Here is a 25,975-nt window from a genome sequence, read left to right as displayed (position 1 = left end):
AATCTCTTACCACTTACTCATCAAACGGATGACGCAGGGTAATGGTTTCAATCCGATCGGGGCCGGTAGAAATGATATCGATCGGCGCATCAATCTGCTCCTCCAGGAACTTGATGTACGCTCTGGCGTTTTCCGGCAACTGCTCCAGCTTGGTTAGCCCGAAGGTGCTTTCGCTCCAACCTGGCAACTCAACGTAGACTGGCTCAATATCCTTGTAACTGTCACACCCGATAGGTGGGCGACTCATTTCACCTTCTGGTGTTTTATAGCCTACACAGACTTTAACGGTTTCCAGACCATCCAGAACGTCCAGCTTGGTCAGGCAGATACCCGACACGCTATTGATCTCGATTGCGTGATGCACAGCGACTGCATCAAACCATCCGCAACGGCGGGAGCGGCCGGTTGTGGTGCCGACCTCATTGCCTTTAACCGCCAGGTGCTGACCCGTTTCGTCAAACAGTTCCGTGGGGAAGGGACCTGCACCAACACGCGTGGTGTAGGCCTTGGTAATACCCAGAACATAGTCCAGATACAGCGGGCCAAAACCGGAACCCGTTGCCGTGCCACCTGCGGTGGTATTGGAGGATGTCACAAATGGATAGGTGCCCAGATCTATGTCCAGCAAGGAGCCCTGGGCGCCTTCGAACATGATGTCCTGACCACGCTTGCGATAGCCGTGAAGCAAGTCTGTTACGTCAGCGGCCATAGGCAGGATTTCCTTGCCCATTTCCAGCAACTCTTTCAGAGCCGCATCTATATCCTCGGCTTCTTCCTTGAAATACTCTGTCAGCACAAAGTTGTGATAGGTCATGAGTTCCCGCAGCTTCTCTTCGAAGTCTTCCGGGTTGTGCAGATCACCCAGGCGAACACCACGACGAGAAACCTTGTCTTCGTACGCAGGCCCGATACCCCGGCCAGTGGTGCCAATCTTGTCATTACCTTTGGCACGCTCACGGGCTTGATCAATGCGCACGTGGGTGCGCAGAATAATCGGGCAAGCAAGGCTGATACGAAGGCGGTCACGAACATCTACGCCAGATGCTTCCAGCCCCCGAACTTCTTTCAGCAAGGCTTCCGGCGATACCACAACACCATTACCAATCAGGCACTGAACGTTCTGCCGGAGAATGCCGGAGGGAATCAGGTGTAAAGCCGTTTTCTTGCCGTCGATAACCAGGGTGTGGCCGGCGTTGTGGCCTCCCTGAAAACGAACCACCGCTGCAACTTTTTCAGTCAACAAATCGACGATCTTACCCTTGCCTTCATCACCCCACTGGGTGCCCAGCACAACAACGTTTTTACCCATGATTCTCTCTCAATGCGCACACGATAAGGCGTGCGTCTTGCAAATTTGGCAAATGTACCTTCATGTGTTCGTAGCAGCCTGCCGGGATCAACCCAGCCCCTGTACGACCCAACGATCACCCTGTTTTACCAGCTTCCGGTCACATCCCCGGGTAGAGGGATCTGCCTTTGTGTCTTCCGGCAGTGCCCGGATGACGGTATCTGTTTTGCGCAGTTCCGATATCGCCTGCTCCAACTCTGAGTCTTCTTCTGCAGGCGCCCATACGGCTTTCCGGTGATTGATCGGGCGCGTACCCAATGACACCAGAGCCCTTATATCAAGGCTGAAGCCAGTGGCGGGACGAGCGCGCCCAAAATCACTGCCAATGGCATCGTATCGGCCACCCTTGCCAATAGAGTCACCGTGACCCGGCACGTAGGCTGCGAACACCAAACCCGTGTGATAGTTATAGCCACGCAACTCACAGAAATCGAACCCGAAGCTGACTTCCGGAAAGTCTCTCTGGAGCATCTCAGCTACGCGCCCCAATTGTTCCAGCGCAGCGTTCAGGTTATCAGAAGCACCGCTGAGGATTCTGTGTGCTTCCGTTAATGCTTCTGCACCACCACTGACACGAGCAAGCTCCCGAAGGCGGGCGCCGGCAGAGCCCTCCGGGCAGTCACCCAGAAGTCGGTCTAACTCCGGTACCGACTTACGGCCCATGGCGTCGAAAACCGCTGCACTTGTGGTGCGATCGAACTCGGCTTCACCTATCAGGCTTTCGTAGATCGCAACATGAGCCAAATCCAGGTGAACTCGGGACAATCCGGCAACCCGAAGCGCTTCGAGCATCAGGCTGATGACTTCCAGATCCGCAGATTCAGAGGCGCTACCGAATAACTCGCAGCCAGCTTGAATAGGCGTGCGGCTGGCGAGCATATGTTTGGGACGGGTATGCAGCACATGCCCGGCATAACACAGGCGTGTGATCCCTTCCTGCCCCAGAGTATGGGCGTCGATGCGCGCCGCCTGGGGAGTCATATCGGCCCGAACACCCATCATGCGTCCTGTCAGCTGATCAGTCAGCTTGAAGGTTTGCAGCTCCAGATCGTGTCCGGTTCCGGTAAGCAGGGATTCGACGTATTCAATAAGCGGTGGGATTACCAGTTGGTAGCCCCAACGCTGGCAGGTATCCATTACATCCCGGCGCAGGGATTCTATCTGTCCGGCCAGTGGCGGCAAGATATCCTCCACTCCGTCCGGCAGTAACCAGCGATCAGATACTGTCATGAGATTCCGTTGTCCATCCCGCACACCCCTGTATTTAATACAGAATAAGCGCGCAGGTTTTTAAGGTGACATTCAGGCCAGAAAAACCCGAACCAAAACCTGAGGGATTTTACACTGTTGGCAGACACAAAAAAACCGGAATACCTGGGCATTCCGGTTTTTCGGTCTGAAGGCGGGGCTTAGCTTCCGCCCTTTGAGTCCTTCAGGAATCTCATGAAGTCGCTTTTCGCATCAATAACCATCAGGTCGTCTTTACCGGAGAAGGTATTCCGGTAGGCCTGAAGACTACGATAGAAGCTGTAGAACTCGGGGTTAGAGCCGTATGCATCTGCGTAGATTCGTGCAGCCTCACCATCTCCTTCACCTCGGGTTTCTTCAGCAGATGCAAATGCCTCTGCCAGAGTAACTGTTTTCTGACGGTCTGCGTCTGCGCGAATACCTTCAGCCAACTCACGTCCCCGTGAACGGAATTCCTGGGCCAGCTTCTCACGCTCTGTCGCCATCCGGCGATAAACGTTTTCACTGACCTGCCCCGGGAACTCGATCGCCTTGACACGAATGTCTTTCACATCAATGCCGAATTCCTTAACGGATGTTTCGTTAACCCGGTCACGCAGGTTATGCATTAGCTGGTCACGCTGACCTGAAACCACCTCATGCATGGTGCGAACACCAAACTCATCTCGCAGGCCATTATCCACCCGGGACAACAACAGCGATTGAGCACGGAACTCATCCCCACCGGTGGCCCGGTAGAACTGATCCACGTCGCGGATTTTCCAGGCGATGTAGGAGGTAACATCCAGCGGCTTCTTTTCAACCGTCAGATACTGCCGTGATGGCAGATCCATGGTCAGCACGCGGATATCAAACTCCCGGACCTGATCGATAACCGGCACCTTGAAGTGAATGCCAGCTTTGATGTCGGTCTCAACCAACTCACCAAACCTCAGCATAACCCCACGGTGAGTTTCCGGAATGATAAAAACACTCGACAGTACCAGCAGGACAACGATAAGAGCGCCTGCAAGACCCACTACACTTTTAGGTCCCATGATTATCTGCTCCTCCGCGTATTAGTGTCTTGCCTGGTTCGCAGTTCTTGAATCACCTGGTCAGTGACTGCCTGAATATCTGCCTGCCCGCCGTTTCCAGAGGTTTGGCTGCCACTTCTTGAAGACGCGCCTTGGGTAAGGCGGTCCAGCGGTAAATACATCATATTGCCGCTACTTTCGGTGTCCACAAGGATCTTGCTGCTATTGGACAACACCGTTTCCAGGGTTTGCAGATACATACGCTCACGAGTAACTTCTGGAGCCATCTGGTACACAGCCAACAACTCGAGGAAACGTGCAGTCTCACCACGAGCGCGCTCAATAACTTCCTGCTTGTAAGCACTCGCCTCTTCAATCATACGCTGAGCCTGACCGCGGGCTTCAGGAACAACCTTGTTGCGGTATGTTTCTGCTTCTTCCTTAACACGCTGTTCATCTTCACGGGCGCGCTGAACTTCACGGAAGGCGTCCTGCACTGCTGCAGGCGGCTGTGTACTTTCAACGTTAACCCGAACTATCTCAAGACCGGTGCCATATTCCTGCAAAAAGCCCTGCAGCCGCTGCTCAACACGTACGGCCAATTCGGCACGACCTTCTGTCAGCACGTCATCCAAAGAGGAACTGCCCACCTCGTGGCGAAGCGCACTGTCTGTCGCAAATGCCAAAGCCTGGTTGGAATCACGGACGTTCAATACATAATCGCGGGCGTCGCCGACACGATACTGCACCTGCAAATCAACAGTAACCAGGTTTTCATCCTGAGTCAGCATCTGGCCACTGGACTGGGCGGTTCTAACGCTTGTAACCAGAACCTTGGTTACATCATCAATCAACGGCACCTTGAACCTCAGACCAGGGTTTTCGGTTTTGGAGAATTCTCCAAACCTCAACACCACCGCGCGCTCCTGTTCGTTTACCGTATAGAACGACTGAAACACGACATAACCCACAACAAGAATGGCTGCCAGCGCAAGAACGGCTCCAAAGCCGCCCCCGTTGCCTGAACCACCGCTGCCGCTGTCGCCACCGGACTTTTTGCCCTTGCCGCCCAGCATTTTATTCAGCTTGTCGAGACCCTTCTTCAGCGCCTCATCGAGGTCTGGTGGCCCCTGATCATTGCCGCGACGACCACCAGTTCCCCAGGGGTCTTTATCGTTGCGGTTTCCACCCGGTTCATTCCAGGCCATAGTGCTCTCCAAGTTCCTAAGATATCGAATGGCTGCAAATACTAGGGATTTATCTTCGTCCCGGCAATAGCTGCAATGGTTTCAGGCGCGCCCTTCATCCAGGCGCACCGTTTCTTCACTCATTCCTGCGCGGCTCAGCAGCTGCTTCCAGTCCCGGTGTTGCAGCCGGATTTCAAGTACTGTCTCCCCGGTTTCGCGGTGATCTTCACTCAGCACCGATCCAGCTTCGTGCAAGAGTGCCCTGAGCTTGCCATCGGCAGGCCCGAGCAAAACAAAATGGTGAACAACATCTTCAGCCAGGCGCTCTACAATGGCATCATACAGACCATCCAGGCCCTCACCCGTAACCGCTGATACCCATGCACGCACGGGCACACCGTCCTCATTGCGCTCAACCCTCGGCACAAAATCGTCCAGCAAGTCGATTTTATTGAATACCTGCAGAACAGGTATCTCATCGGCACCAATTTCCGCCAGCACCGTTTCTACCTGCTCAATATTTTCATCGCGGCGACTGTCGTGGCTATCAACAATATGCAGCAAAATAGTGGCTTCGGTAGTTTCTTCCAGAGTCGCACGGAATGCTTCAACCAGCTTATGGGGCAAATGCCGGATAAAGCCTACAGTATCCGCCATTACGACCGGCCCGATATCAGGAAGTTCCAATCGCCGTATAGTGGGATCGAGGGTTGCGAACAACTTATCCGCAGCGTAAACGGTCGATGTGGTAATCCGGTTAAAAAGGGTAGATTTGCCGGCGTTGGTGTAGCCAACCAACGACACCGTTGGAATATCAGCACGCTTGCGAGCGCGCCGACCCTGGTTACGCTGTTTGCGAACCTTTTCGAGTCGTTTGTGGATGGACTTCATTCGTTCACGCAATAGTCTGCGGTCGGTTTCGAGCTGGGTTTCCCCCGGACCCCGAAGACCAATTCCGCCACCCTGGCGCTCAAGGTGCGTCCAGCCTCGGATCAGTCGCGTTGACATGTGGTCGAGCTGGGCCAACTCTACCTGCAGCTTACCCTCGTGGGTACGGGCGCGCTGGGCAAAAATATCAAGAATGACACCTGTGCGATCCAGCACCCGGCATTTGAGTTCTCGCTCAACATTTCGCTCCTGGCTGGGGCTGAGCGCGTGGTTGAACAGCACAACGTCGGCCTCATGCAGAGTTACTGCATCCCGAATTTCTTCAAGCTTGCCTTCTCCCACAAAAAACCTGGGGCTTGGCTGCTTACGGGTGCCGATTACAATTCCAACCGCTTCAACTCCGGCAGAACTCACAAGCTCCCGGAATTCTTCGGGGTCTTCACTACCGTCATGAGAAGAAAATTCGATGTGGACGAGTATCGCTCGCTCACCTACATCCGGGCGATCAAACAATGGGCATCAACTCCGCTAGTATCGGTTTATCAGAATTATAAAAACAAACACCCGCGGCCCTCGGAACCCATAGGCTCGTCAGGAACGCGGGTGGCAACACCGGAAACCCGGACAAATCAGTCTTCAGCTTCATCCTCTCCCGCTGGGTTTTGCTGGGGAAGGCGAACGTTCCGGGCAGGTACAACGGTAGAAATCGCGTGCTTGTAGACCATCTGGCTGACAGTATTTTTCAGCAAAATCACAAATTGGTCAAAAGACTCTACCTGCCCTTGCAGTTTGATACCGTTAACCAAAAAGATGGAAACCGGAATGCGTTCCTTGCGTAAGGCATTGAGGTAAGGGTCTTGTAACGAGTGCCCTTTTGACATGTGTGTTCTCCTGTTTTTAGTAAATGCAGATCGTCATTATTGAGTGTTAAATGTGGTGTGGTCTCGCACCGTTTTCAAGGCTGCTTCAACGATAAATCCGTCTTCGCTGTCCAGCCAATTCAAATCAGACCACTTTCGAAGCCATGTAAGCTGCCGTTTGGCCAACTGCCGGGTGGCCGCAACGCCTTTGCTTACAAATGCGTCATAATCATCGCTACCGCTCAGATAATTCAGTGCCTGGCGGTATCCGACACAGCGCATGGAAGGAAGTTCCGGGTGCAAATCACCTCTGGCCATCAAGGCCCGAACTTCATCCAGAAACCCCAACTCAAGCATCTTGAGGAAGCGCTTCTGTATCCTGTCGTGAAGCACACCCCTCTCAGGGGGCGCCATGGCAAGCTGCGTAACAGTATACGGAAGCGATGAAGTTTCGTCTGCCTGCCATTGAGTATAGTAGGTGTAATCCTCAATGCCTTCCCGACTTGCATCCTGTTGTGACTGCTGGCTGGTGTCGGCCTCCCAAAAAGCTGAAATTGACTTGCCAGTCAGGCGTATAACTTCCAGGGCGCGCAAAAGGCGCTGCCGGTTATTCGGATGAATCAGTTTGGCGGCTACCGGATCGCGGGCCTCCAGCTCTTCATGCAGCGCAGACCATCCAAGCCGCTCTGCCTCAGCCTCAAGGGCTTTGCGAAGTTGCGGACTGGCAGAAGGCAGCCCTGACATACCATGCAATAACGCCTTGAAATACATCATGGTACCGCCTACCAGCAGGGGTATACGACCCGCGCGAGAAATTCGATCCATTTCAACCAGCGCATCCCTGCGAAAATCAGCAGCAGAGTAGGTGTCGGCCGGATCACAGATATCTATCAACCGATGAGGGGCACGGGCCAACTCCTCCGCTGAGGGCTTGGCTGTACCTATATCCATCCCCCTGTAGATCATAGCGGAGTCAACACTGATAATGTCGCAAGGCAACTGATCACAAAGCGCCATAGCCAAGTCGGTCTTACCCGAGGCTGTCGGGCCCATCAGAAAGATAGCGGGCGGCTTTGAAACCTCAGGCGTATTGGATGAGTCCAGTAAAGACAATCTAGCGCCCTCGCAGAAACAGCTTGTCCAACTCCCCAAGCGTAACCAGCGTCCAGGTGGGTCGCCCGTGGTTACACTGACCACTGCGCTCTGTCGCTTCCATATCCCGTAGCAGAGAGTTCATTTCCGGAACCGTCAGCTGCCGATTGGCTCGCACCGAACCGTGACAGGCCATGGTGCCAAGCAACTCATGAGTAACTGCTTCAACACGGTCACTCTGACCGTGCTCGATCAGATCAGACAGCACATCTCTCACAAGTTGTTCTGTATCAGCGCCTCGCAGAAGCGCCGGCACCTGCCTGATGGCCAGTGTTTCTGGCCCGATACGCTCAATCTGCAAGCCCAACTGCTGCAAATTATCGCCGTGGGTTTCGGCCAGGGCGGCTTCTTTCTGGCTCACCGCAATAGATAAGGGCACCAGTAATGGCTGGCTCTTCAGATCCTGCTCAGCCAGCGCTCGCTTCATTCGTTCGTAGGTAATGCGCTCATGGGCTGCATGCATATCCACAACAATCATTCCGGCACTGCTCTGAGCCAGAATATAAATACCGTGCAACTGGGCAATAGCATATCCCAGGGGCGGCTCTTCGTTACTGTCCAGACTGCCGGGCTGATCCAAGGGGGCAACTGCCGTGCCACCAAACGACACTGACTCTTGCGGGCCACTGACACCGCCGCCACCAAGAGACTTATAGAAGGCCATCTGGTCACTGGCTCGCCATTCCTGTTGAGGCGCTGACTGGCCTCCAAACCCGGACGCTGGCGCATGCTCGCCTACTGACGGAACCGCAGGCTGTCCAGTCCAGGGTTGTTGCGATCCATACCCTGAGCCAGCACTGGCTGCCTCACCTTGCCCAGCCGTTTCACGACCAAATGACTGCGCCACTGCGCCCCGAAAATGGTCATCGGGCCGCACGTCAGCCAAGGCTTTGTGCAGTGTACGAAAGATAAAATCGTGCACCAGGCGACCATCTCGGAAGCGCACTTCATGCTTGGTCGGGTGCACGTTTACATCAACAGTAGCGGGGTCGACTTCAAGATAAAGAACAAACGCAGGATGGCGGTTGTTGTAAAGCACATCCCGGTATGCCTGACGCACCGCATGGGCAACGAGGCGATCACGAATTACACGGCCATTTACAAAGAAATACTGCAAATCAGCCTGACTGCGGGAAAACGTAGGTAAAGCGACCCAACCCCAAAGGCGTAAACCAGTGGCTTCGGCATCAATTACTACCGCACTATCGATAAACTTCTGCCCGCATAGGGCGGCAATGCGACGCTCTTTGTCGAGCACAGAATCTGCTGGGCGAAGGTTGTGAACAACCCGCTGGTTATGGCGCAGGGTAAAACCTGCATCAAACCGGCTGAGAGCCTGGCGGCGCACACACTCTTCCACGTGATTGAATTCTGTTTTTTCTGTACGCAGGAATTTTCGCCGGGCCGGCGTATTGAAAAACAGATCCCGTACTTCAACCGTGGTACCAACAGGATGGGCCGCTGGTGAAATCCGGGCGTCCATATCCCGCCCTTCAACTTCCACCCTGGAAGCTGCCTCATGCTCTACCGTGCGCGAGGTCAGTGCAAGCCGCGATACGGAGCTGATACTGGCCAGGGCTTCGCCACGAAACCCGAGAGATACGACAGATTCCAGATCATCAAGGCTGGCTATTTTACTGGTGGCATGGCGGCTCAATGCCAAAGGAAGGTCGCTTTCAGCAATGCCACATCCGTCATCACGGACCCGGATCAGTTTTACACCACCCTGCTCGACCTCAACCTCAACGCGGTCTGCGCCAGCGTCGAGTGCGTTTTCAACCAGTTCTTTGACAACAGATGCTGGGCGCTCAACCACCTCGCCGGCAGCAATCTGGTTTGCCAGCCGCGGCGAGAGTAATCGGATGGAGGGCATGTTTCGGGACAACCTCTTGTTCAGGATGAAGGGATACGAATGGTTTGGCCCACCATAACACGGTCATCCCTCAGGCCGTTAAACTGCATCAACTCACTAACCGTTGTCTGGTTGTCACGTGCCACTCCCGACAAGGTGTCGCCACTTCGAACCCGGTATTGGCTTATGCGCCCACTGCCCTGGCCATTCTGCTTCTGCCAGGCCAGCAAGGTGCCTGGCGGAGGCGTTTTCTGGAAATACTGATTAATGCCTTTAACTATGGCCCCAGCGAGCTTCTTGCGGTACCAGTCTGTAGACAGGTTTTTCTCTTCCTGGGGGTTGGAGATGAAGCCCGCCTCTACAAGAATGGAAGGAATGTCCGGGGATTTGAGAACCGCAAACGCCGCCTGCTCCACACCGGGCTTATGCAGGTGCGTTACACCATTGAGCTCGCCCAGTATGGAGCTTCCCACACCCAGGCTCGCATTGATGCTGGCGGTCATGGAAAGATCTAGCAGAACACCCGCCAGCATGTCATCCCGGCCGTCGAGCGACACACCACCGGTACCTCCAATCAAATCAGAACGATTTTCACTCTGAGCCAACCAGCGTGCTGTCTCACTGGTGGCACCGCGCTGAGACAAGGCAAACACAGAAGCACCTTTGGGCTGCGGCGTGCGGAAGGCATCAGCATGTACGGATACAAATAGATCAGCACTATACTTGCGAGCCAGAATAGTGCGATTCCTCAAGCCGATATAATAATCACCAGTACGTGTCAGCTTGGCGCTGTAGCCTGGCTGTTTATCGATCATATCCTTGAGAATAAGGGCCATTTTCAGCACCACATCTTTTTCCCTGGTACCTCTGGGGCCAATAGCACCCGGGTCTTCCCCGCCGTGGCCTGCATCAATAACCACAATCACATCGCGCTTGCCCGCTGAGTCGTGAGTGACCGTTGGCTGGGTCGCTTTATCCAGGCGACTGCCACTCTCGTCGATCAAATCCAGCACCAGACGATGGCCATACTGCTGGTTGGGCTCAAGCTGGAAGCTTCTGGGTTTGATGTCGTTAGCCAAATCAAGAACCACTCTCAGGTCGGTACCGTTGCGTGGTGCACTTCGAATGCGGCGGATTGGGCTACCGGCCAGGTCGAGCTTGTCAAAATCTGTTTTCAGCCGGGTGTTTTTGAGATCAATAACCAGCCGCGAAGGGTTGCTCAGCGCAAACATGTTGTGTTCAACCTTGCCTTCGGTATCCAGCACCAAACGCGTGTGATCCGGAGCTGGCCAGATACGAATACCTTCTACCTGGGCACCGGCCTGTACATGCAGGGATGCCACCAGCAGGCAAATGGACGCCAGGGCCACCATTGCGTTTATCGTAAGCGTATGTCTTTTCATGCAGCGAGCCTGTTTATTCTGCTGTCCAGTTTCGGCCGTTAATGGTCCGGCCCAATCAGTTCCAGTTCATTCAATAGTGACGCACCCAGCTCGGAGCGTGCCCGAATCACTGCCGACCGCCCTTCGCCCTGGTACTCAAGTTGGATTTCGAGATCGGGCTCTGGAAGCATGCCTTCGCCACGCTCAGGCCATTCAATAAGGCAAACACTCTGACCTGTAAAATAATCCCGGATGCCCATGTATTCCAGCTCTTCCGGATCGCCCAACCGGTAAAAATCGAAATGATAAGCAGGAGGGGTCAAATCTTCGTATGGCTCAACCAACGTATAGGTGGGGCTTTTCACCGCACCCTCGTGCCCAAGCGCCTGAATAACTCCGCGACTGAGCGTGGTTTTACCCATGCCCAGATCACCCTCCAGGAATATAATCACCCCCTGGCCCGACTCTTTCGCCAAGCGGGCGAGTTCGCGACCCAAGCCCTCGGTTTCGGCCTCACCGTCCAGAAAAAAACGGCGCTCGTTCCCAAAAACAGTCATTCATCCCCCTTGTCGCAGCCAGCGCCCGGCTCTGCTTCCCGGAAAACCTGCGGCAAGACATCGATTACGTCCGTGGGTATCAATCCCATATACCCCTTTTTCACTGATGCTCTGGTTGCGGCCTCAAGGTGGACGACAGCACCCATTGCGGCAGCTTGCGCCGGCAACTCAGGCGTTTGGGCATACAGCGCACCAATAACTCCCGATAGCACATCGCCCATGCCTCCCGTGGCCATGCCAGGGTTGCTCCCAATGGCCACATCTGCCGCCCCCTCGCCAGAGGCGATAACCGTACCCGCACCCTTGAGCAAAACCACTCCGCCATAAATGGACTGCAGCCTGTGGGTCGCAGCCAGGCGATCCGCTTCTATCTCCGGCACCAGACAATTCAGCAGCCTGGCGGCCTCACCCGGGTGCGGCGTCAGAATCTGATTATTAGCCGGCACAGCCACTCGCTTTGAGAGCAGGTTTAGTGCATCTGCATCCAGAACTCGTGGCTTTCCGCTTTCTACAACCTGCTGCAGCATCTGTTGGCCCCAGGCGCTTTGTCCCATTCCCGGCCCACAAACCACAACGGTTGCTGCTGCCAGCAACGAAGGCAACTCCGAGCCATGTATCACGCCGTGGACCATAACCGACGGGCAGCGCGCCAGCGCTGCAGTTACATGCTCAGGACGCGTCGCCAATGAAACCAACCCTGCTCCGGAGCGAGCAGCAGCTTCGGCTGCCAATATACCTGCACCGCCAAAGCCTCGATCGCCTGCCACTATCAGAACATGCCCAAACTGCCCTTTGTGGGCATTCGCCCGGCGCCCGGGCAACCAATTCTGCACAGAGCCCCAGTTCTGAAGCCTCGCCACCGGTGTTTCTCCGGCGTTCGTGTCTGTACCCAATGGCTCAAACACCACACCACCACAAACTGAAGGGCCCTGCCCAGTGTATAGCCCCAACTTGCGGGCGATAAACGTAACAGTCATCGCAGCTTGAACCACTTCGCCTTTGGCGGCGCCGGTTGTGGCATTCAGGCCAGAAGGTACATCCACTGCCAAAACCGGGAGCCCGGACGCGTTGGTGCGAGCAATAATGCCGGAAATGGGCTCTCTGGGGGCGCCGGAAGCACCAGTACCTAACATGGCATCAACAACAAGCCCGGAGCGCTCAAACAGAGCTCCCAGCTCGGCGTCGCCAATATCTGCCAACTCCCGAACTTCCACGCCATCCGCTACCGCTTTTTGCCAGGCCTTGCGAGCATCCCCACTCAGTTTCCCGGTAGGAGCAACCGCAACACAATGCACAGCCATACCGTCCCGCAGGGCGTTTGCCGCTATCAGGTAGCCATCACCGCCGTTATTTCCTGCACCGCACAAAACCAGTAAGGGCTCCACCCCGGGCCAGCGCAAAGCCAGCCTGTGGAAGGCTGCATGGGCGGCCGACTGCATCAAGTCAAACCCATCAACACCCAACTGTTCAATAACATACTGATCAATACGGCGCACAGAATCGGCGGAAAACAGCGCATCTGATAAACTGCCTCCAGCGTGCTGTGGCATGAGCCTTTGCTCCCGTTACAGAAACCGGTTTAAGAAAATTGGCCAGCTATCTGTAAAGCATAGCAAAACCGCGGAAAAGGTCATAACTTAATCAAATTAAATATCTGTACCCCCGGCTTCGGCATGGCGGACACATCAGTGGTACTTATGAGCACAACAGGCAAGGACATTTCCCCAGTGCCGGAACTGGCTGATTTACCACCACTTATCCGGCAATGGGCAAAAGAACTCGGGTTCTCCGATGCTGGCATTACAACAGCAGATACCGGTGAGCATGCCCAACGCCTGCAGGATTGGCTCGAAAAAGGCTATCAGGGAGAGATGGAATACATGGGCCACCACGGGGACAAGCGCTATACCCCGAAGTCATTGGTGCCAGGAACTACCCGCGTTATCTCTGTACGCATGGATTACATGCCCACGCCAGACAGCCCGAAAGAAGCACTTACTAACCGGGAAGGGGCCTATATAACTCGCTATGCGCTTGGCCGTGACTACCACAAGCTGATCCGGAAGCGGCTGGCAACTCTGGCGAAGAAGATTGACGATGCGGTAAGCGGCTATGACCACAGAGCCTTTGTAGATAGCGCTCCCGTACTGGAGCGAGCACTCGCGCAAAGAGCGGGGCTTGGCTGGATCGGTAAGAACAACATGCTAATTCATCCGAAGGCGGGCTCTTTCTTTTTTCTGGGAGAAATATTCACCAGTGCGCCACTGCCGGTAGACCCAGCCTTTGAAACCGATCACTGTGGCAGCTGCTCTGCCTGCCTCGAAATGTGCCCTACCGATGCGTTCGTGGGCGCTCGTGTACTGGATGCCCGGCGCTGCATTAGCTATCTCACCATTGAGCTCAAGGGCAGTATTCCGGAAGAATTGCGCGCGCCCATGGGCAATCGGGTGTTTGGTTGTGATGACTGCCAGTTGGTGTGTCCTTGGCAGAAGTTCAAGAAGCCGACCCAGGAAGATGATTTTCAGCCCAGGCATGGTTTGAATAACAGTTCGTTAGCGGAGCTGTTTTTGTGGACTGAAGAGGAGTTTTTGAAGCGTACCGAGGGGTCGGCTATTCGCCGCACGGGATATGAGGGCTGGCTGCGCAATCTGGCAGTTGGGCTGGGTAATGCGCCTTCGACGATTCCGGTGATTGAGGCGCTTAAACAGCGCGCAGACCACTCTTCCGAGATGGTCCGCGAGCATGTTCGGTGGGCGTTGGCCCGGCACGGTTTATAGCTTGAAGAAGTGCTCGCGGTAGTGGCGCAGCTCTTCGATGGAGTCGCGGATGTCGTCGAGTGCCAGGTGGCTGCCTTTCTTTTTCACACCTTCGAGTACGTCTGGGCGCCAGCGGCGGGCCAGCTCTTTTACGGTGGAGACGTCGAGGTTGCGGTAATGGAAGAAGTCTTCCAGCTCTGGCATGTATTTCACGAGGAAGCGGCGGTCCTGGCCTATGCTGTTGCCGCACAGGGGGGACTGGCCTTTTTCCATGTATTCTTTCAGGAAGGCGATGGTTTGTTGCTCGGCTTCGGCTTCTGAGATTTTGCTTTCCTGAACGCGCTTGGCGAGGCCGCTTTCGCCGTGGGTGCGGGTGCACCATTCGTCCATGGCATCGAGCAGGCTGTCGGGCTGGTGTATTGCGATGACTGGGCCTTCAGCCACCAGGTTCAGTTCGGAATCGGTGATGATGGTGGCCATTTCGATGATGCGTTCTTTTTCCGGATCAAGGCCGGTCATTTCCAGATCGATCCAAACCAGGTGGTTGCCTGCTGACATTCTTTTTTCCTCATTATTCATCAAACATCGGTGGTAGGTGGAGCTGCCTTCTACCTACCGGGAACCGCTACGAGCACATCCATGTGCGCTTGTCGTCGGCCATCCTTGGCCGCCGGCATTCCCGGAGAATGCTCCGCACCCCTGCCCCAAAATTCGGTGCTATACCGTAAAGAACTAGCAATGCCGTATGATGGCATAGCAACGTCACTACTTACATCCGTGTTAACAGAGACCTTATGGCAAAACGGCAACTGAACAAGCAACAGCAATTCCGGATCAAAAAGATTCAGGAGGAGCGGGCAGCACGCGCAGCTCGTAAAGAAAAGTCAGTTCAGGCGCAGGCCGATGCAGGTGAGCTGGGGCCTGAGCAGGAAGGGCTGATTATTGCTCACTATGGGCAACAGCTGGATGTTGAGGCGTTGGAAGGTGAGCGCAAAGGCGATGTTGTACGTTGTTTCGTTCGGGCGAATATCGACAGCCTGGTGACGGGTGATCGGGTGGTTTGGCGGCCAGGCAAGAATGAAACCGGGGTGATTGTTGCCCGCTGCGAGCGTGATAATTTGCTGCAGCGGCCGGATAACTTTGGTGCGGTGAAGCCGGTCGCGGCGAATATTGATCATATTATTCTGGTGATTGCACCAGAGCCGGAGCCCCACGACAATTTGATTGACCGGTATCTGGTTGCCTCTGAGATTACGGATATTCCAGCGGTGATTCTGCTGAACAAGACGGATTTGATCACCGATCAAAACCGGGAGCAGATTGATGCTCTGCTGGCGCGTTATGCGGCTTTGGGTTATGAAATTGTGCGCACGTCTGCCATGCAGTTCGATGGCGCGCCTTCGCCGGAGGTTGAAGCGCTGGTTAAGGGTAAAACCAGTGCATTCGTGGGTCAGTCAGGTGTTGGTAAGTCGTCGATTATTCAAACACTGATGCCCGACGAGGCGATTCGTGTGGGAGCGGTTTCTGAGAGCACCGGCAAGGGCGTTCACACCACCACTACAGCGAAGCTGTTCCATCTGCCAATGGGTGGTGATCTGATCGATTCTCCGGGTATTCGGGAGTTCGGCCTCTGGCACATGACGCCGCAGGAAATTGAATACGGGTTTCGGGAGATTCGTGAGGTGATCGGTTACTGCAAGTTCCGCAATTGCAGGCACATGGGTGATCCGGGGTGTGCCATCGATGGGGCTGCAGAATCCGGAAAACTCAGCCCTGAACGCCGCCGTAGCTTTCATCGTATTCTGCAGGATATGGCTGAGCAGCAATCGCGGGGATTAAAAGTCGACTGACTCTCTGATACAGGGCGATCTACCAGTTTAGTTCGCCCGGAGCAGGCTCTTCTCTTTCCTTCTGCCAGTCGCCACTTTCCAATTTTTCCATGGCTTTTTTCTGCTCGTCTTCCGAAGGAACCGTGAGGTCAATCAGAGGTGCCCCTTTGGCGCTGGCACTGCTGTGAATGCTACTCACGGTTTTCTTGTTAAGTACGATGATGGAAATCCGGCGATTTACCGGCGCGGTGGGCTCGTCTTGGTCAAACAGTACGGAATCACTCAGCCCCACTACCCGGGCAATCTGTTGGGCTCGAACGCCACCGGCAACCAAGGCCCGGCGAGCTGTGTTGGCTCGGTCCGCCGAGAGTTCCCAGTTGGTGTAGCCAGGGCGCCCACCGAAGGGGGTGGCATCGGTATGGCCAGTGATACTGAGCTTGTTGTCTACGGCTCCGAGGGTTTTGGCCAACTCGAACAGAATTTCCTGTGAGTAGTACTTCAGTTCGGCCCTGCCGATGTCGAACATGGGGCGTCCAGAGCGATCCACAATCTGGATCCGCAGCCCTTCATCCGTGATATCAATCAGCAGCTGGTCCTTGAACTCCCTCAGGGTTTCGTTCTCTTCAATTCGCTGTTTCAACTCCTGAAACAACTCCTCCATGCGACGCTGCTCAAGGGTTTCTGACAAGGTATCAACCACCTCATCTGCAATCTCCATGGCGTCTGGCGCAATATCCTGACTGGTTTCATTGACAACAGACGCACTGCCTCCGAGGTCTACAGGGTTGGGCGTACCACCTTCCGTAAAACCGACGGGGTCGCGAAAATAGCCTTCCACTGCTTTTATCTGCTCTGGCGATGCAGTTGCGGTGAGCCAGAGCACAAGAAAGAAAGCCATCATCGCCGTTGCGAAGTCGGCAAATGCCACTTTCCAGGAGCCACCATGGTGGCCCGCGGCGATGACTTTTTTGCGTTTGATGATTATCGGCTGCTGTTCCACAAATATACTCCGGGCTCAGCCTGCGTTATTTTGCACGCACATGGTCGTTCAGTTCCTGAAACCCAGGTCGCTTATCCGTAGGTAATGCTTTTCGACCAAACTCGATGGCCATTTGAGGGGCCTGTCCGGAGACCGTCGCAACGATGGCAGATTTGACGCACTCGTAAGCTTTGAGTTCGTATTTTGCAGCATGCTCCATAGCGATAGAGGTTGGCCCGACAAAGCCATAGCCCATCCAGATACCAAGGAAGGTGCCCACCAATGCCGCTGCCACACTCAAACCTATGCGCTCGGGGCCTTCACTCAGAAAATTCATGGTGATCACAATACCAAGCACTGCCGCCACAATACCCAGACCGGGCAAGGCGTCCGCAATTTTATTTACGGCATGGGCCGGCTCTTCAAGCTCGTGCTGGCGACTGTCAATCTCGTTCTCCATCATGCCCTCCAGCTCATGGGTAGCCATGTTTCCGGCGCTGATGATGCGGAGATAGTCTGTGATAAAGTCGAGCAAGGCTTTTGATTTCATAATGGCCGGGTAACGGCTGAATATCGCGCTGGATTCAGCGTTATCAATATCTTCTTCGATAGACATAACCCCCTGCTTGCGGGATTTATCAAAAACCTCGTAGAGCAAACTCAGTAAATCCATGTAGTAGGATTTGTTGAATGGGGAACCTGTCAGCAAGCGCATAATGCCAGCAAACACTTCCTTCACGGTGTGCAGCGGATTGGCAATGATAAATGAGCCGAGGGCTGCACCGAAGATAATGAGCAGCTCAGTGGGCTGCCAAAGCACCATCAGGTTGCCGCCATGAAGAACGTAGCCACCAAGAACGCTGGCGATAACGATGATTGAGCCGATAATAAGTAGCATAGGTAAGACGTACGCCTTTATATTGTGGTTACAGGCTAGCGCCGATGTCGATCGCGGCTTTTATGGTCTGATGATAGCAAGCCTCTGCAGTATCCGCGAAGCCATGAAACAATTTCTATACATGCAACCTCCTGCTCAACACTCTTGCAGCAGTATTTGTTAAACTTCGCGCCTTTGAGCACAGAGGATCTCAATTAAATGTTCGACAAGCTGTTTATTCTGAGTCAATACGTCACTCCGCAGCTTGCGCTTTCCCGCGCTGCAGGCCGCCTGGCGGATAATGATCGCAATCCTGCGCTCAAAAACCGGGTAATCAAGTGGTTTGTGAAGCGCTATGGTGTGGATATGAGCGAAGCCGTGGAGCAGGACCCAACCGCTTACCCGAGCTTTAATGCATTTTTTACCCGCGCACTCAAACCTGGCCTGCGTCCGGTTGCCGGAGGCGAGAACACTTTTGTAAGCCCGGTAGATGGCGCCATCAGCCAGATTGGCCAAATAGCCGGCGATCGGGTTTTCCAGGCGAAGGGGCAATCTTTCAGCCTGCTGGAACTGCTGGGAGGCGATACCCAGCGGGCAGAGCCTTTCCACGGCGGCGAATTTTCTACTATCTATCTTTCGCCCAAGGACTATCACCGCATTCACATGCCTATGGCAGGTACGCTCCGGGAGATGGTTTATGTTCCCGGTAAGCTTTTTTCGGTAAATCCGGTGACTGCGGAGAATGTGCCTAATCTGTTTGCGCGAAATGAGAGGGTTGTGTGTATGTTTGATACGGCAGCCGGCCCCATGGCGCTGGTGCTTGTGGGCGCAATGATTGTGGGAAGTGTGGAGACGCCTTGGGCAGGGATTGTGGCACCAAATAGCAGTGGCGTTACAACGATTGCCTATGAGGGTGAGAGTGCGATTTCGTTTGCCAAAGGCGAGGAAATGGGGCGTTTCCGTTTGGGCTCTACGGTGGTAATGGTTATGCCTAAGGGCAGTATTCACTGGAATGCGGATCAGGCAGCGGAGAAAGTGGTTCGCATGGGCGAGGCATTTGGGGAGCTCTCAAGCCCTCTCTAGTGGGAATGCCAAGACGTCTGCTATGTTGCGGGCTCCCACTTTTAACATCAGCAGACGATCAAGCCCTAGAGCCACGCCAGCGCAGTCTGGCAAGCCGTGTTCTATTGCCGCCAGAAAGGCTTCATCAATCTCCATTTCAGGCTTCCCATTAGCGATTCGCAAACGGTTGTCTGCCTCAAAGCGGGCGCGTTGTTCGTCTGAGTGGGTGAGCTCCCAGTAGCCGTTGCATAACTCGATACCGTCGATGTAAAGCTCGAAGCGGTGAGCTACGTCGAAGCCGTCTACGCTGGAGAGTCTGGCCAGGGAGGCTTGTGAGGACGGGTATTGGTTTATGAATACGGGTGCTTCAGTGCCCAAGTTGGGCTCGACGGCGAAGCTCATTAGCAGGTCGAGGCAGCCGTCACGGCTGAGGTCTTCCAGTTGTTCGGGCTCTAGCCACTCACGGCAACGCTGGTGCAGGTCGTTTTTTGATACCACAAAGGGGTCGATTCCGGCCCAGGTGATCATTGCTTTGCGGTAGCTTAGCACCTGTGGTCTGGGGCATTGCAGCCAACCGCATACAAGGTCGGCGACTTCTTCCATAAGGGCCTTGTCATCAAAGCCTGTGCGGTACCATTCCAGCATGGAGAATTCAGGGTTATGGCGGCTGCCGCGTTCGCCGTTTCGAAAGACTTTTGAGATCTGGTAGATAGCACCCGAATCTGCGGCGAGCAGGCGCTTCATGTGGTACTCGGGGGAGGTCTGTAGCCAGCCGCCCTTTATACCCTGTGCATCTATCTGCGCAAATACGCCATCAAGGTTGGGCTCGGTTACGCCGCAGCGGCCCAGTATGGGGGTTTCAACTTCCAATACATCGCGCTGGGCAAAAAAGCCGCGCACAAAGGCTGATTGTTGTGCGCGGCTTTTCAAGGCTGCCCGGGAGGCAGTGGGCTGCCAATCAGGCTGATTTTTCATGTAGGAATCAGCTTTTCACCCGGTTCATGTACTCACCGGAACGGGTGTCCACTTTCAGCACTTCGCCGATGGTGATGAACAGGGGAACGCTCACAACTGCGCCAGTAGACAAGGTTGCAGGCTTGGAGCCGCCCTGCGCTGTATCACCTTTCATGCCCGGGTCAGTCTCAACCACTTCCAGCTCAACAAAGTTTGGCGGAGTGACAGTCAGCGGCGCGCCGTTATAGAGAGTAACCGTGTAGACGTCTTGCTCTTTGAGCCACTTGATAGTGTCGCCCACAGCTTTTGCATCTGCAGCGTATTGCTCGAAGGAGCCATCGGTGAGCATGAAGTGCCAGAATTCTCCATCGGTGTAGAGATATTCCATATCCTGATCCATAACGTCGGCCGCTTCGAGGCTTTCGCCAGACTTGAAGGTGCGATCCCACACGCGGTTGGTCATCAGGTTGCGTAGCTTGACCCGGTTAAACGCCTGTCCCTTACCGGGCTTTACAATTTCGTTCTCGACGATAATGCAGGGGTCGCCATCCAGCAATACTTTAAGACCGCCGCGAAATTCGTTGGTAGAATATGAAGCCATGAAATGTCCACCTGCCAAAATGCTGTTTAATTTTCAAAGGCCTCTATGATACAGCGAACCCCTACCTCTATAGAAGCCCGGCTTTCAGGAGATGATAATCGGAGCTGGCAACAGCTGCTTTCCGACTCGATCACTTCACCGCAGGAATTACTGTCGCGCCTGCGCCTGCCCGCTGATAAATGGCTGGCAGGTGCTGAGGCTGGGCACCAACTATTTCAGCTAAGGGTGCCTGAGCCGTTTCTGGATCGAATGGAAAAAGGCAACCCGGCAGATCCGCTACTGCGGCAAGTTCTGCCACTCCACGCTGAGACAAGTGCAGCGCAGGGTTTCGTTACCGACCCACTGCAGGAAGACGGGGCCATCCAGACAACAGGCCTCATCCGCAAGTACCGCAGCCGTGCCCTACTGATGGTAACGGGGCAGTGTGCTATCAACTGTCGCTACTGTTTCCGTCGGCACTTCCCTTATGGCGAACAGCGCCTGAGCCCTGCTGATCGGCAACAGGTCCTGGATACGCTTGCGGCAAGCCCGGAAATCAATGAAATAATTTTCAGCGGCGGAGATCCTCTCGCGGTTAACGATCAACTGCTGTCCCAGTGGGCTTCCGCGATCAGCAGCATCCCTCACATTCGCCGCATCCGCATTCACACCCGTCTTCCTGTCGTCATACCGCAGCGTGTGTGTGATGCACTGCTTAAGTGGATCAGCAATACGCCGGTGCAAGTTGTGATGGTCTTGCACATTAACCACCCGGCAGAAATCGATCAGCCAACCCGGCGCGCCATGGGTTATCTTCGCGCAGCCGGCGTAACTCTGCTAAACCAGAGCGTTATTCTCAGGGGAGTCAACGATGATGCGGAAGTGTTGGAGAACCTGAGCGAAACACTATTTGACGCGGGCATTATGCCCTACTACCTTCATGCGTTTGATCCGGTCGCTGGCGCACAGCATTTTGATGTTACGGATGAAGAAGCCAGATTACTGGTTAAGGACCTACTCTCCAGGCTACCCGGCTTTCTGGTACCAAGACTGGTTCGTGAAGTCCCGGGAAAGCCTGCAAAAACACCCATTGATCTGTTTGTCGATGGTCGTTGAGGCCACAAGACTGAACCTGTCAAAATTAAGATGTCAAATATTGTCAACATGTGATTTTCTAGCTTTCTTGCACTAGTTTGCTATTTTAAAGTCCAGTACTGTCTGAATTGTAGAAATATGTATTTACGGCGTTTTTCTGATCAATCGACGCATTACAGCAGTTATCGCTGCAAAGGTTGAGCGGAGCCGTATTACCAAACCTTGTCCTGATATTGGCGCATATTCATGGAAGGCACGATCCTCAAACCCGATCTCCGTGTTCCCGAGCAGAAAACGGCAAGTCTGTCGTTCTGCGATACTACGCCCAAGGCCTTCAAAGCCTGGATTGACCAGCTCCCTATGGCCAATATTGGCGAAGTGTCACGCCAGCTCTATCACGCGATCATCGAGCTGAACCACCTGTTTCTTGCGCCCCAGCAACGCCTTCAGTTTCTTGAGCTGGTTCGTGACAAGATTCATTTCGTGTGCAATGAGCTATCACGCCATTATTTGGGGCTCGCAATCGCCCTGCCTGAGAAGCAGCGCAAAATTGCCAATCTGTGTCAGGCACTTCAACTGCACCTCGCCGGCGGCTACAAACTCTGCCTTCTCGAAGCTCTGGACGAGGGCGGGCTTGATAAAAACCGTAAGTTGATTGCAACAGCCATTCATCGGGCGACGTCTGAACTTGCCTCGACCATTTTGCGCTCACACCAGCTCTACTGCCCCAGCCCGGCTCAAAGCTGGCTTGAGTGCCATCGCATGTTCCGGTTTGCTCATCGCAACAAGCTCACCGAAATGGCAGTAGAAGACAGCACCCTGAAACTAAGACCAGCCAGCACAGTCGCAGACAGCTACAAGCGCTTGCTTCTTCTCGGTTGCGCCAGGCCAAACCAGCTCAGGCAAACCGAGCTACTTCAAGCCTACGTCCTGTTTGAGGGCTGGACAGCGCACTCTCAGTGTGGAACCAACATTGGCGAAGACAGCCTTTTTGTTGTGAACCTGGAGCGGGATAACTCCCCGGTTTACAGAAGCCTGCTTGAGCACAAACCTGGCGACGAAAGCTTCGGTTTCGACACCAGAGAACTGGCGACCATGATTTCCGCGAGCCTGGATGCGAGGCTCCGCCAGCAGCCTGCCCCGGACACGCTGAAGATTCCGGGCAACGTGAACGAAACACTCCTCACGCACCTGAGCCAGGCTCTGGGTATTTTGGCAAAGAGAAACTTCAATCGGATTGCCAGCCAGGGAACACTCGAGGTATGTGTAGGGCTGACCGCGGCTCACTATTTCATTGCAGGCGAAAAGTCGTTTACAGAGTTCGTAACCGGCAATGACAACGGCCCTGAGGATGAAGAGAACGTTTTCATCCGCAAATCCCGCAAGCGTGAAGATGCCTGGGGTAGCGCTCATGATGTGGCGCCTAGCGATGAGCACCTGCACGCAGCCGACACGCCAATCAACTTTCGGGGCAGTTTTGGAAATACTCCTACGCCCACCACCGATAAAAACCGACCAAAGTCCCACTCTACATTATTGGTAAATACCAGTCCTGGTGGCTATTGCGTTTCATGGGAGGCAAGCGTTCCGCCCTCCATGCAAGCCGGAGAGATACTTGGTGTTCGGGAACAGCGCTCACACCCCTGGAGCATAGCGGTGGTTCGCTGGATTCGGCAGGTCAAGAACCACGGAACCCAGATCGGCATTGAACTGTTGGCACCCAGTGGCTCACCCTGTGGTGTTCGCTTGATCCAGAAGGTTGGAAACAGCAGCGAGTATCTTCGCGGACTTCTCTTACCTGAGATCAGCGTGGTCAACCAGGCCGCTACCCTGATTACTCCCAGATTGCCTTTTCAGCCCGGCAGCCGGGTATCCATGCTGCACGATGGCCGGGAAGATCAGGGGCAGTTAATTAAAAAAGTATCTTCAACTGGCAGCATCAGCCAGTTTGAACTTAAACTGCAGAAAAATAGCATAACACCCACGCCTACCAGCACCTCGTCGCCGGCAGGCGCCAGTGAAGATGATTTTGATTCTTTGTGGCCTTCGCTATGATCTTCTCCGGTGGGATACCCGGCATTCCGCCGGAGACTTGTTATTAAGCCGCAACCCCTGCATCATTCAGCGATAGCGATAGTGACAGTCCGGTCTCGCAGCACCAGCTCACAGTTTCCAATCAGATACTGTATCTAGGGTAGAGCACTCCTCTGCCGTGGCCGGCCCCGCCAACTTGTATGACGAGACGCCTAAGGAATGCAGAAACAGAACCCGACCGTACACCTCCTGATTCTCGACCCTTCACAGAACGATGCAGAGTCCCTGATCAGCCTGCTGAGAAACGCAGGTAAAGCCACAAGAGCACACCGCGTTACATCTGAAGAGGATCTGGAAGAAGCCCTCAAAAGTGGCAACTGGGATCTGCTATTGGCCCGTGATCTGGAGCAGGAGTTCACGGCAGACGCCGCTCTGGCCATGATAAAGCGCATGGACAAAGACATCCCTTGCCTGTTTCTGACAGAAGAGGAAAGCCGGGAAAGAACAGTTACTGTAATGAAGGCCGGCGCCCAGGGAACGGTAAAGTTCGAGCACAGCGACCTTCTGGTGCTCACGGTCAAACGCGAACTGAAAGCACTTGAAGACCGCCGCCGCCGCCGAGCGTTGGAGTCACATCTGCGCGAAGCAGAGCAACGTTGCCAACTTCTTCTGGAAAGCTCTAAAGACGCCATCGCCTACATCAACGATGGCATGCATATTTATGCCAACCAGTCTTATCTGGAATTTCTCGGCTACGACGACATTGATGACCTGATGTGCGTCCCTGTTCTGGATACCCTGACACCCGAGAGCCAGGCAGACTACCGATCCTTCATGAAGTCTTTTGCAGAGAATGGCGAGGATGGCTTGGCGCTAAACTGCACAACCAGGCGCAGTGACGACCACGAACTGAATGTCACCATGTCAGTGTCTGCTGCAACCTACGACGGCGAAGCCTGCACTCAGATCGTTTTGCAGCCTGAACATAGCGACGCCGAGCTTGAAGAGAAGCTGCGGGAGATCAGCAGCCAGGACCTTCTTACAGGGCTGTATAATCGCCAATACCTCATGAAAGAGCTCGAACAGGCGATTGCCAAAGCCGGCAAAGACAATGAAACCGGCGCACTGGCCTATATTGCTCTCGACAATTTCATGTCCATGAAAAGCGATGTGGGCATTTCCGGTGCAGATCTACTGCTTGGAGATCTGGCAGGCCTCCTGAGGCAACAGGCAGGGGATGACCTCATGCTGGCACGCCTGAGCGATGACGCGTTCGGACTACTGTGCCTGCCCTGCGATGAAAAATCGATGATCGCTCGGTGTGAGCAGATTCGCAAAGCTATAGATGAGCACCTCTTCGATATAAACGGCCGCACGGTTCCCCTGACTGTCAGCATTGGCATTGCATCCATCACTGAAAACTCACCCAAGACCGAAGAGCTTCTGGCCCGGGCACACATTGCCTCTTCCGATGTACGTAAGCAGGAAGGTCACTCTCAGGGCAATGGCATCGGGGTTTACAACCCGGTGGATCATGAAGCGCTGGATGACAGCAACTCGATTGATGCGATCCTGAAGGCATTGGATGAAGACAGGTTCCGTCTCATGTTCCAGCCAATTATCAACCTTCGCGGTGAAGGCGAAGAACATTACGAAGCTTTCGTTCGAATGCTCGACAAAGATGAGAAAGAAGTCTCGCCCTACGATTTCTTGCCTCCCATGGGGCCAAGCGACACTGCCATCAAAATTGACCGATGGGTTATCTTGCAGTCTGTAAAGCAGCTGGCCACCCACCGAGCAAAAGGCAAGGATACCCGCATGTTCCTAAACGTGACGGCGGAAACCCTGCAAGACAAGACCTTTACACCCTGGCTGAGTGTGGCACTGAAGGCAGCCCGTTTGCCGGGCGATTCGCTTGTTTTCCAGATCCGCGAAGGCGACGCAAACAACCACACGAAGCACGCCAAGGAGCTAACTAAAGCTCTGCACGAACTCCACTGCAAGGTTTCCATTGCCCAGTTCGGTTGCGCACTGGATCCGTTCCTTACGCTGAAACACATAAATGCGGATTACGTAAAAATAGATGGGTCTTTTACGGAAGAACTGCAGAAGAGCGACAAAGCCAAGGAGCAGATGAAGGAATTGGTACAGAGCCTGCAAAGCGCTGGCAAACTCACCATTATCCCTCTGGTAGAGAATGCCAGCGTTCTTGCTACTCTATGGCAGGCAGGAGTGAACTACATTCAGGGCTACTACCTGCAAGCTCCCGCCGCCGAGATGAATTACGACTTCGGGGATCACTGAGCCTGAAGAATGCCG

The 25,975-nt window shown here is 54.4% G+C and carries 22 protein-coding genes; 6 read left to right on the top strand and 16 right to left on the bottom strand.

Going from position 1 to position 25,975, the window contains the following annotated elements; genetic code table 11:
• Positions 1 to 13: 13 nt before the first annotated feature.
• The 11 genes from RKA07_RS04400 to RKA07_RS04350 form a co-directional block, all read right to left on the bottom strand.
• On the bottom strand, positions 14 to 1,309 hold the full coding sequence (locus tag RKA07_RS04400) for an adenylosuccinate synthase (RefSeq protein WP_200202562.1): 1,296 nt from the start codon (positions 1,307 to 1,309) through the stop codon (positions 14 to 16).
• Between the two features lie 87 nt (positions 1,310 to 1,396).
• A complete protein-coding gene (locus tag RKA07_RS04395; protein ID WP_200202563.1) occupies positions 1,397 to 2,578 on the bottom strand; it encodes an ATP phosphoribosyltransferase regulatory subunit in 1,182 nt (393 codons plus the stop codon).
• 179 nt (positions 2,579 to 2,757) lie between these two features.
• Positions 2,758 to 3,633, bottom strand: a complete 876-nt coding sequence (hflC, locus tag RKA07_RS04390; RefSeq protein WP_200202564.1) for a protease modulator HflC — start codon at positions 3,631 to 3,633, stop codon at positions 2,758 to 2,760.
• 2 nt (positions 3,634 to 3,635) lie between these two features.
• Entirely contained in the window at positions 3,636 to 4,820 is a 1,185-nt protein-coding gene (gene hflK / locus RKA07_RS04385; RefSeq protein WP_200202565.1) for an FtsH protease activity modulator HflK, read from the bottom strand.
• An 81-nt stretch (positions 4,821 to 4,901) separates the two neighbouring features.
• Positions 4,902 to 6,200 carry a ribosome rescue GTPase HflX gene (gene hflX / locus RKA07_RS04380; protein ID WP_310965667.1) on the bottom strand — a complete coding sequence of 433 codons (1,299 nt, stop codon included), beginning with the start codon at positions 6,198 to 6,200 and terminating at the stop codon, positions 4,902 to 4,904.
• Between the two features lie 116 nt (positions 6,201 to 6,316).
• Complete coding sequence (hfq, locus tag RKA07_RS04375) at positions 6,317 to 6,568, bottom strand: RNA chaperone Hfq (protein WP_200202567.1); 252 nt, start codon at positions 6,566 to 6,568, stop codon at positions 6,317 to 6,319.
• A gap of 36 nt (positions 6,569 to 6,604) precedes the next feature.
• Positions 6,605 to 7,600, bottom strand: coding sequence for a tRNA (adenosine(37)-N6)-dimethylallyltransferase MiaA (miaA, locus tag RKA07_RS04370; RefSeq protein ID WP_310966011.1), 996 nt, complete (start codon positions 7,598 to 7,600; stop codon positions 6,605 to 6,607).
• Between the two features lie 61 nt (positions 7,601 to 7,661).
• On the bottom strand, positions 7,662 to 9,572 hold the full coding sequence (gene mutL / locus RKA07_RS04365; RefSeq protein WP_310965666.1) for a DNA mismatch repair endonuclease MutL: 1,911 nt from the start codon (positions 9,570 to 9,572) through the stop codon (positions 7,662 to 7,664).
• Between the two features lie 20 nt (positions 9,573 to 9,592).
• Entirely contained in the window at positions 9,593 to 10,924 is a 1,332-nt protein-coding gene (locus tag RKA07_RS04360) for an N-acetylmuramoyl-L-alanine amidase (protein ID WP_200202778.1), read from the bottom strand.
• A gap of 68 nt (positions 10,925 to 10,992) precedes the next feature.
• Positions 10,993 to 11,490, bottom strand: a complete 498-nt coding sequence (gene tsaE, locus RKA07_RS04355; RefSeq protein ID WP_200202570.1) for a tRNA (adenosine(37)-N6)-threonylcarbamoyltransferase complex ATPase subunit type 1 TsaE — start codon at positions 11,488 to 11,490, stop codon at positions 10,993 to 10,995.
• A complete protein-coding gene (locus tag RKA07_RS04350; protein ID WP_200202571.1) occupies positions 11,487 to 13,040 on the bottom strand; it encodes an NAD(P)H-hydrate dehydratase in 1,554 nt (517 codons plus the stop codon). The genes tsaE and RKA07_RS04350 overlap by 4 nt, the downstream gene beginning before the upstream one ends.
• 147 nt (positions 13,041 to 13,187) lie before the next feature.
• Between RKA07_RS04350 and queG the strand changes: the two genes are divergently transcribed.
• A complete protein-coding gene (gene queG / locus RKA07_RS04345; protein ID WP_200369586.1) occupies positions 13,188 to 14,267 on the top strand; it encodes a tRNA epoxyqueuosine(34) reductase QueG in 1,080 nt (359 codons plus the stop codon).
• Here queG and orn read toward each other — a convergent pair.
• Positions 14,262 to 14,804 (bottom strand): oligoribonuclease, encoded by a 543-nt coding sequence (orn, locus tag RKA07_RS04340; RefSeq protein WP_200369066.1) that lies wholly within the window; start codon positions 14,802 to 14,804, stop codon positions 14,262 to 14,264. The genes queG and orn overlap by 6 nt on opposite strands.
• Before the next feature lie 236 nt (positions 14,805 to 15,040).
• Between orn and rsgA the strand changes: the two genes are divergently transcribed.
• Positions 15,041 to 16,096 carry a small ribosomal subunit biogenesis GTPase RsgA gene (rsgA, locus tag RKA07_RS04335; RefSeq protein WP_200202573.1) on the top strand — a complete coding sequence of 352 codons (1,056 nt, stop codon included), beginning with the start codon at positions 15,041 to 15,043 and terminating at the stop codon, positions 16,094 to 16,096.
• A gap of 19 nt (positions 16,097 to 16,115) precedes the next feature.
• Here the strand turns inward: rsgA and motB are convergent, their stop codons facing one another.
• Positions 16,116 to 17,075: a flagellar motor protein MotB gene (motB, locus tag RKA07_RS04330; RefSeq protein ID WP_200202574.1), complete on the bottom strand. Its 960-nt coding sequence runs from the start codon at positions 17,073 to 17,075 to the stop codon at positions 16,116 to 16,118.
• 25 nt (positions 17,076 to 17,100) lie between these two features.
• Complete coding sequence (gene motA, locus RKA07_RS04325; RefSeq protein ID WP_310965665.1) at positions 17,101 to 17,952, bottom strand: flagellar motor stator protein MotA; 852 nt, start codon at positions 17,950 to 17,952, stop codon at positions 17,101 to 17,103.
• Between the two features lie 198 nt (positions 17,953 to 18,150).
• Here motA and asd point away from each other — a divergent pair, with 198 nt between their 5' ends.
• Positions 18,151 to 19,014: an archaetidylserine decarboxylase gene (asd, locus tag RKA07_RS04320; RefSeq protein ID WP_200202576.1), complete on the top strand. Its 864-nt coding sequence runs from the start codon at positions 18,151 to 18,153 to the stop codon at positions 19,012 to 19,014.
• On the opposite strand, the gene epmA is transcribed toward asd, so the two are convergent.
• Together epmA and efp are read right to left on the bottom strand one after the other, a co-directional pair.
• Positions 19,000 to 19,968 (bottom strand): EF-P lysine aminoacylase EpmA, encoded by a 969-nt coding sequence (epmA, locus tag RKA07_RS04315; RefSeq protein WP_200202577.1) that lies wholly within the window; start codon positions 19,966 to 19,968, stop codon positions 19,000 to 19,002. The two genes, asd and epmA, sit on opposite strands and share 15 nt — an antisense overlap.
• Positions 19,969 to 19,975: 7 nt before the next feature.
• On the bottom strand, positions 19,976 to 20,548 hold the full coding sequence (gene efp / locus RKA07_RS04310; RefSeq protein ID WP_200202578.1) for an elongation factor P: 573 nt from the start codon (positions 20,546 to 20,548) through the stop codon (positions 19,976 to 19,978).
• A 45-nt stretch (positions 20,549 to 20,593) separates the two neighbouring features.
• Here efp and epmB point away from each other — a divergent pair, with 45 nt between their 5' ends.
• The 3 genes from epmB (at position 20,594) to RKA07_RS04295 (ending at position 25,960) form a co-directional block, all read left to right on the top strand.
• Entirely contained in the window at positions 20,594 to 21,643 is a 1,050-nt protein-coding gene (epmB, locus tag RKA07_RS04305) for an EF-P beta-lysylation protein EpmB (RefSeq protein ID WP_200202579.1), read from the top strand.
• 225 nt (positions 21,644 to 21,868) lie between these two features.
• Positions 21,869 to 23,677, top strand: a complete 1,809-nt coding sequence (locus RKA07_RS04300; RefSeq protein WP_310965664.1) for a cyclic-di-GMP receptor FimW-related protein — start codon at positions 21,869 to 21,871, stop codon at positions 23,675 to 23,677.
• Positions 23,678 to 23,875: 198 nt separating this feature from the next.
• Positions 23,876 to 25,960 carry an EAL domain-containing response regulator gene (locus RKA07_RS04295; protein ID WP_200202581.1) on the top strand — a complete coding sequence of 695 codons (2,085 nt, stop codon included), beginning with the start codon at positions 23,876 to 23,878 and terminating at the stop codon, positions 25,958 to 25,960.
• Positions 25,961 to 25,975: the final 15 nt, after the last annotated feature.

The organism is Marinobacter xiaoshiensis (assembly GCF_031631795.1).
Lineage (GTDB): Bacteria > Pseudomonadota > Gammaproteobacteria > Pseudomonadales > Oleiphilaceae > Marinobacter > Marinobacter xiaoshiensis.
This window is presented reverse-complemented; position numbering and strand designations above follow the sequence as displayed.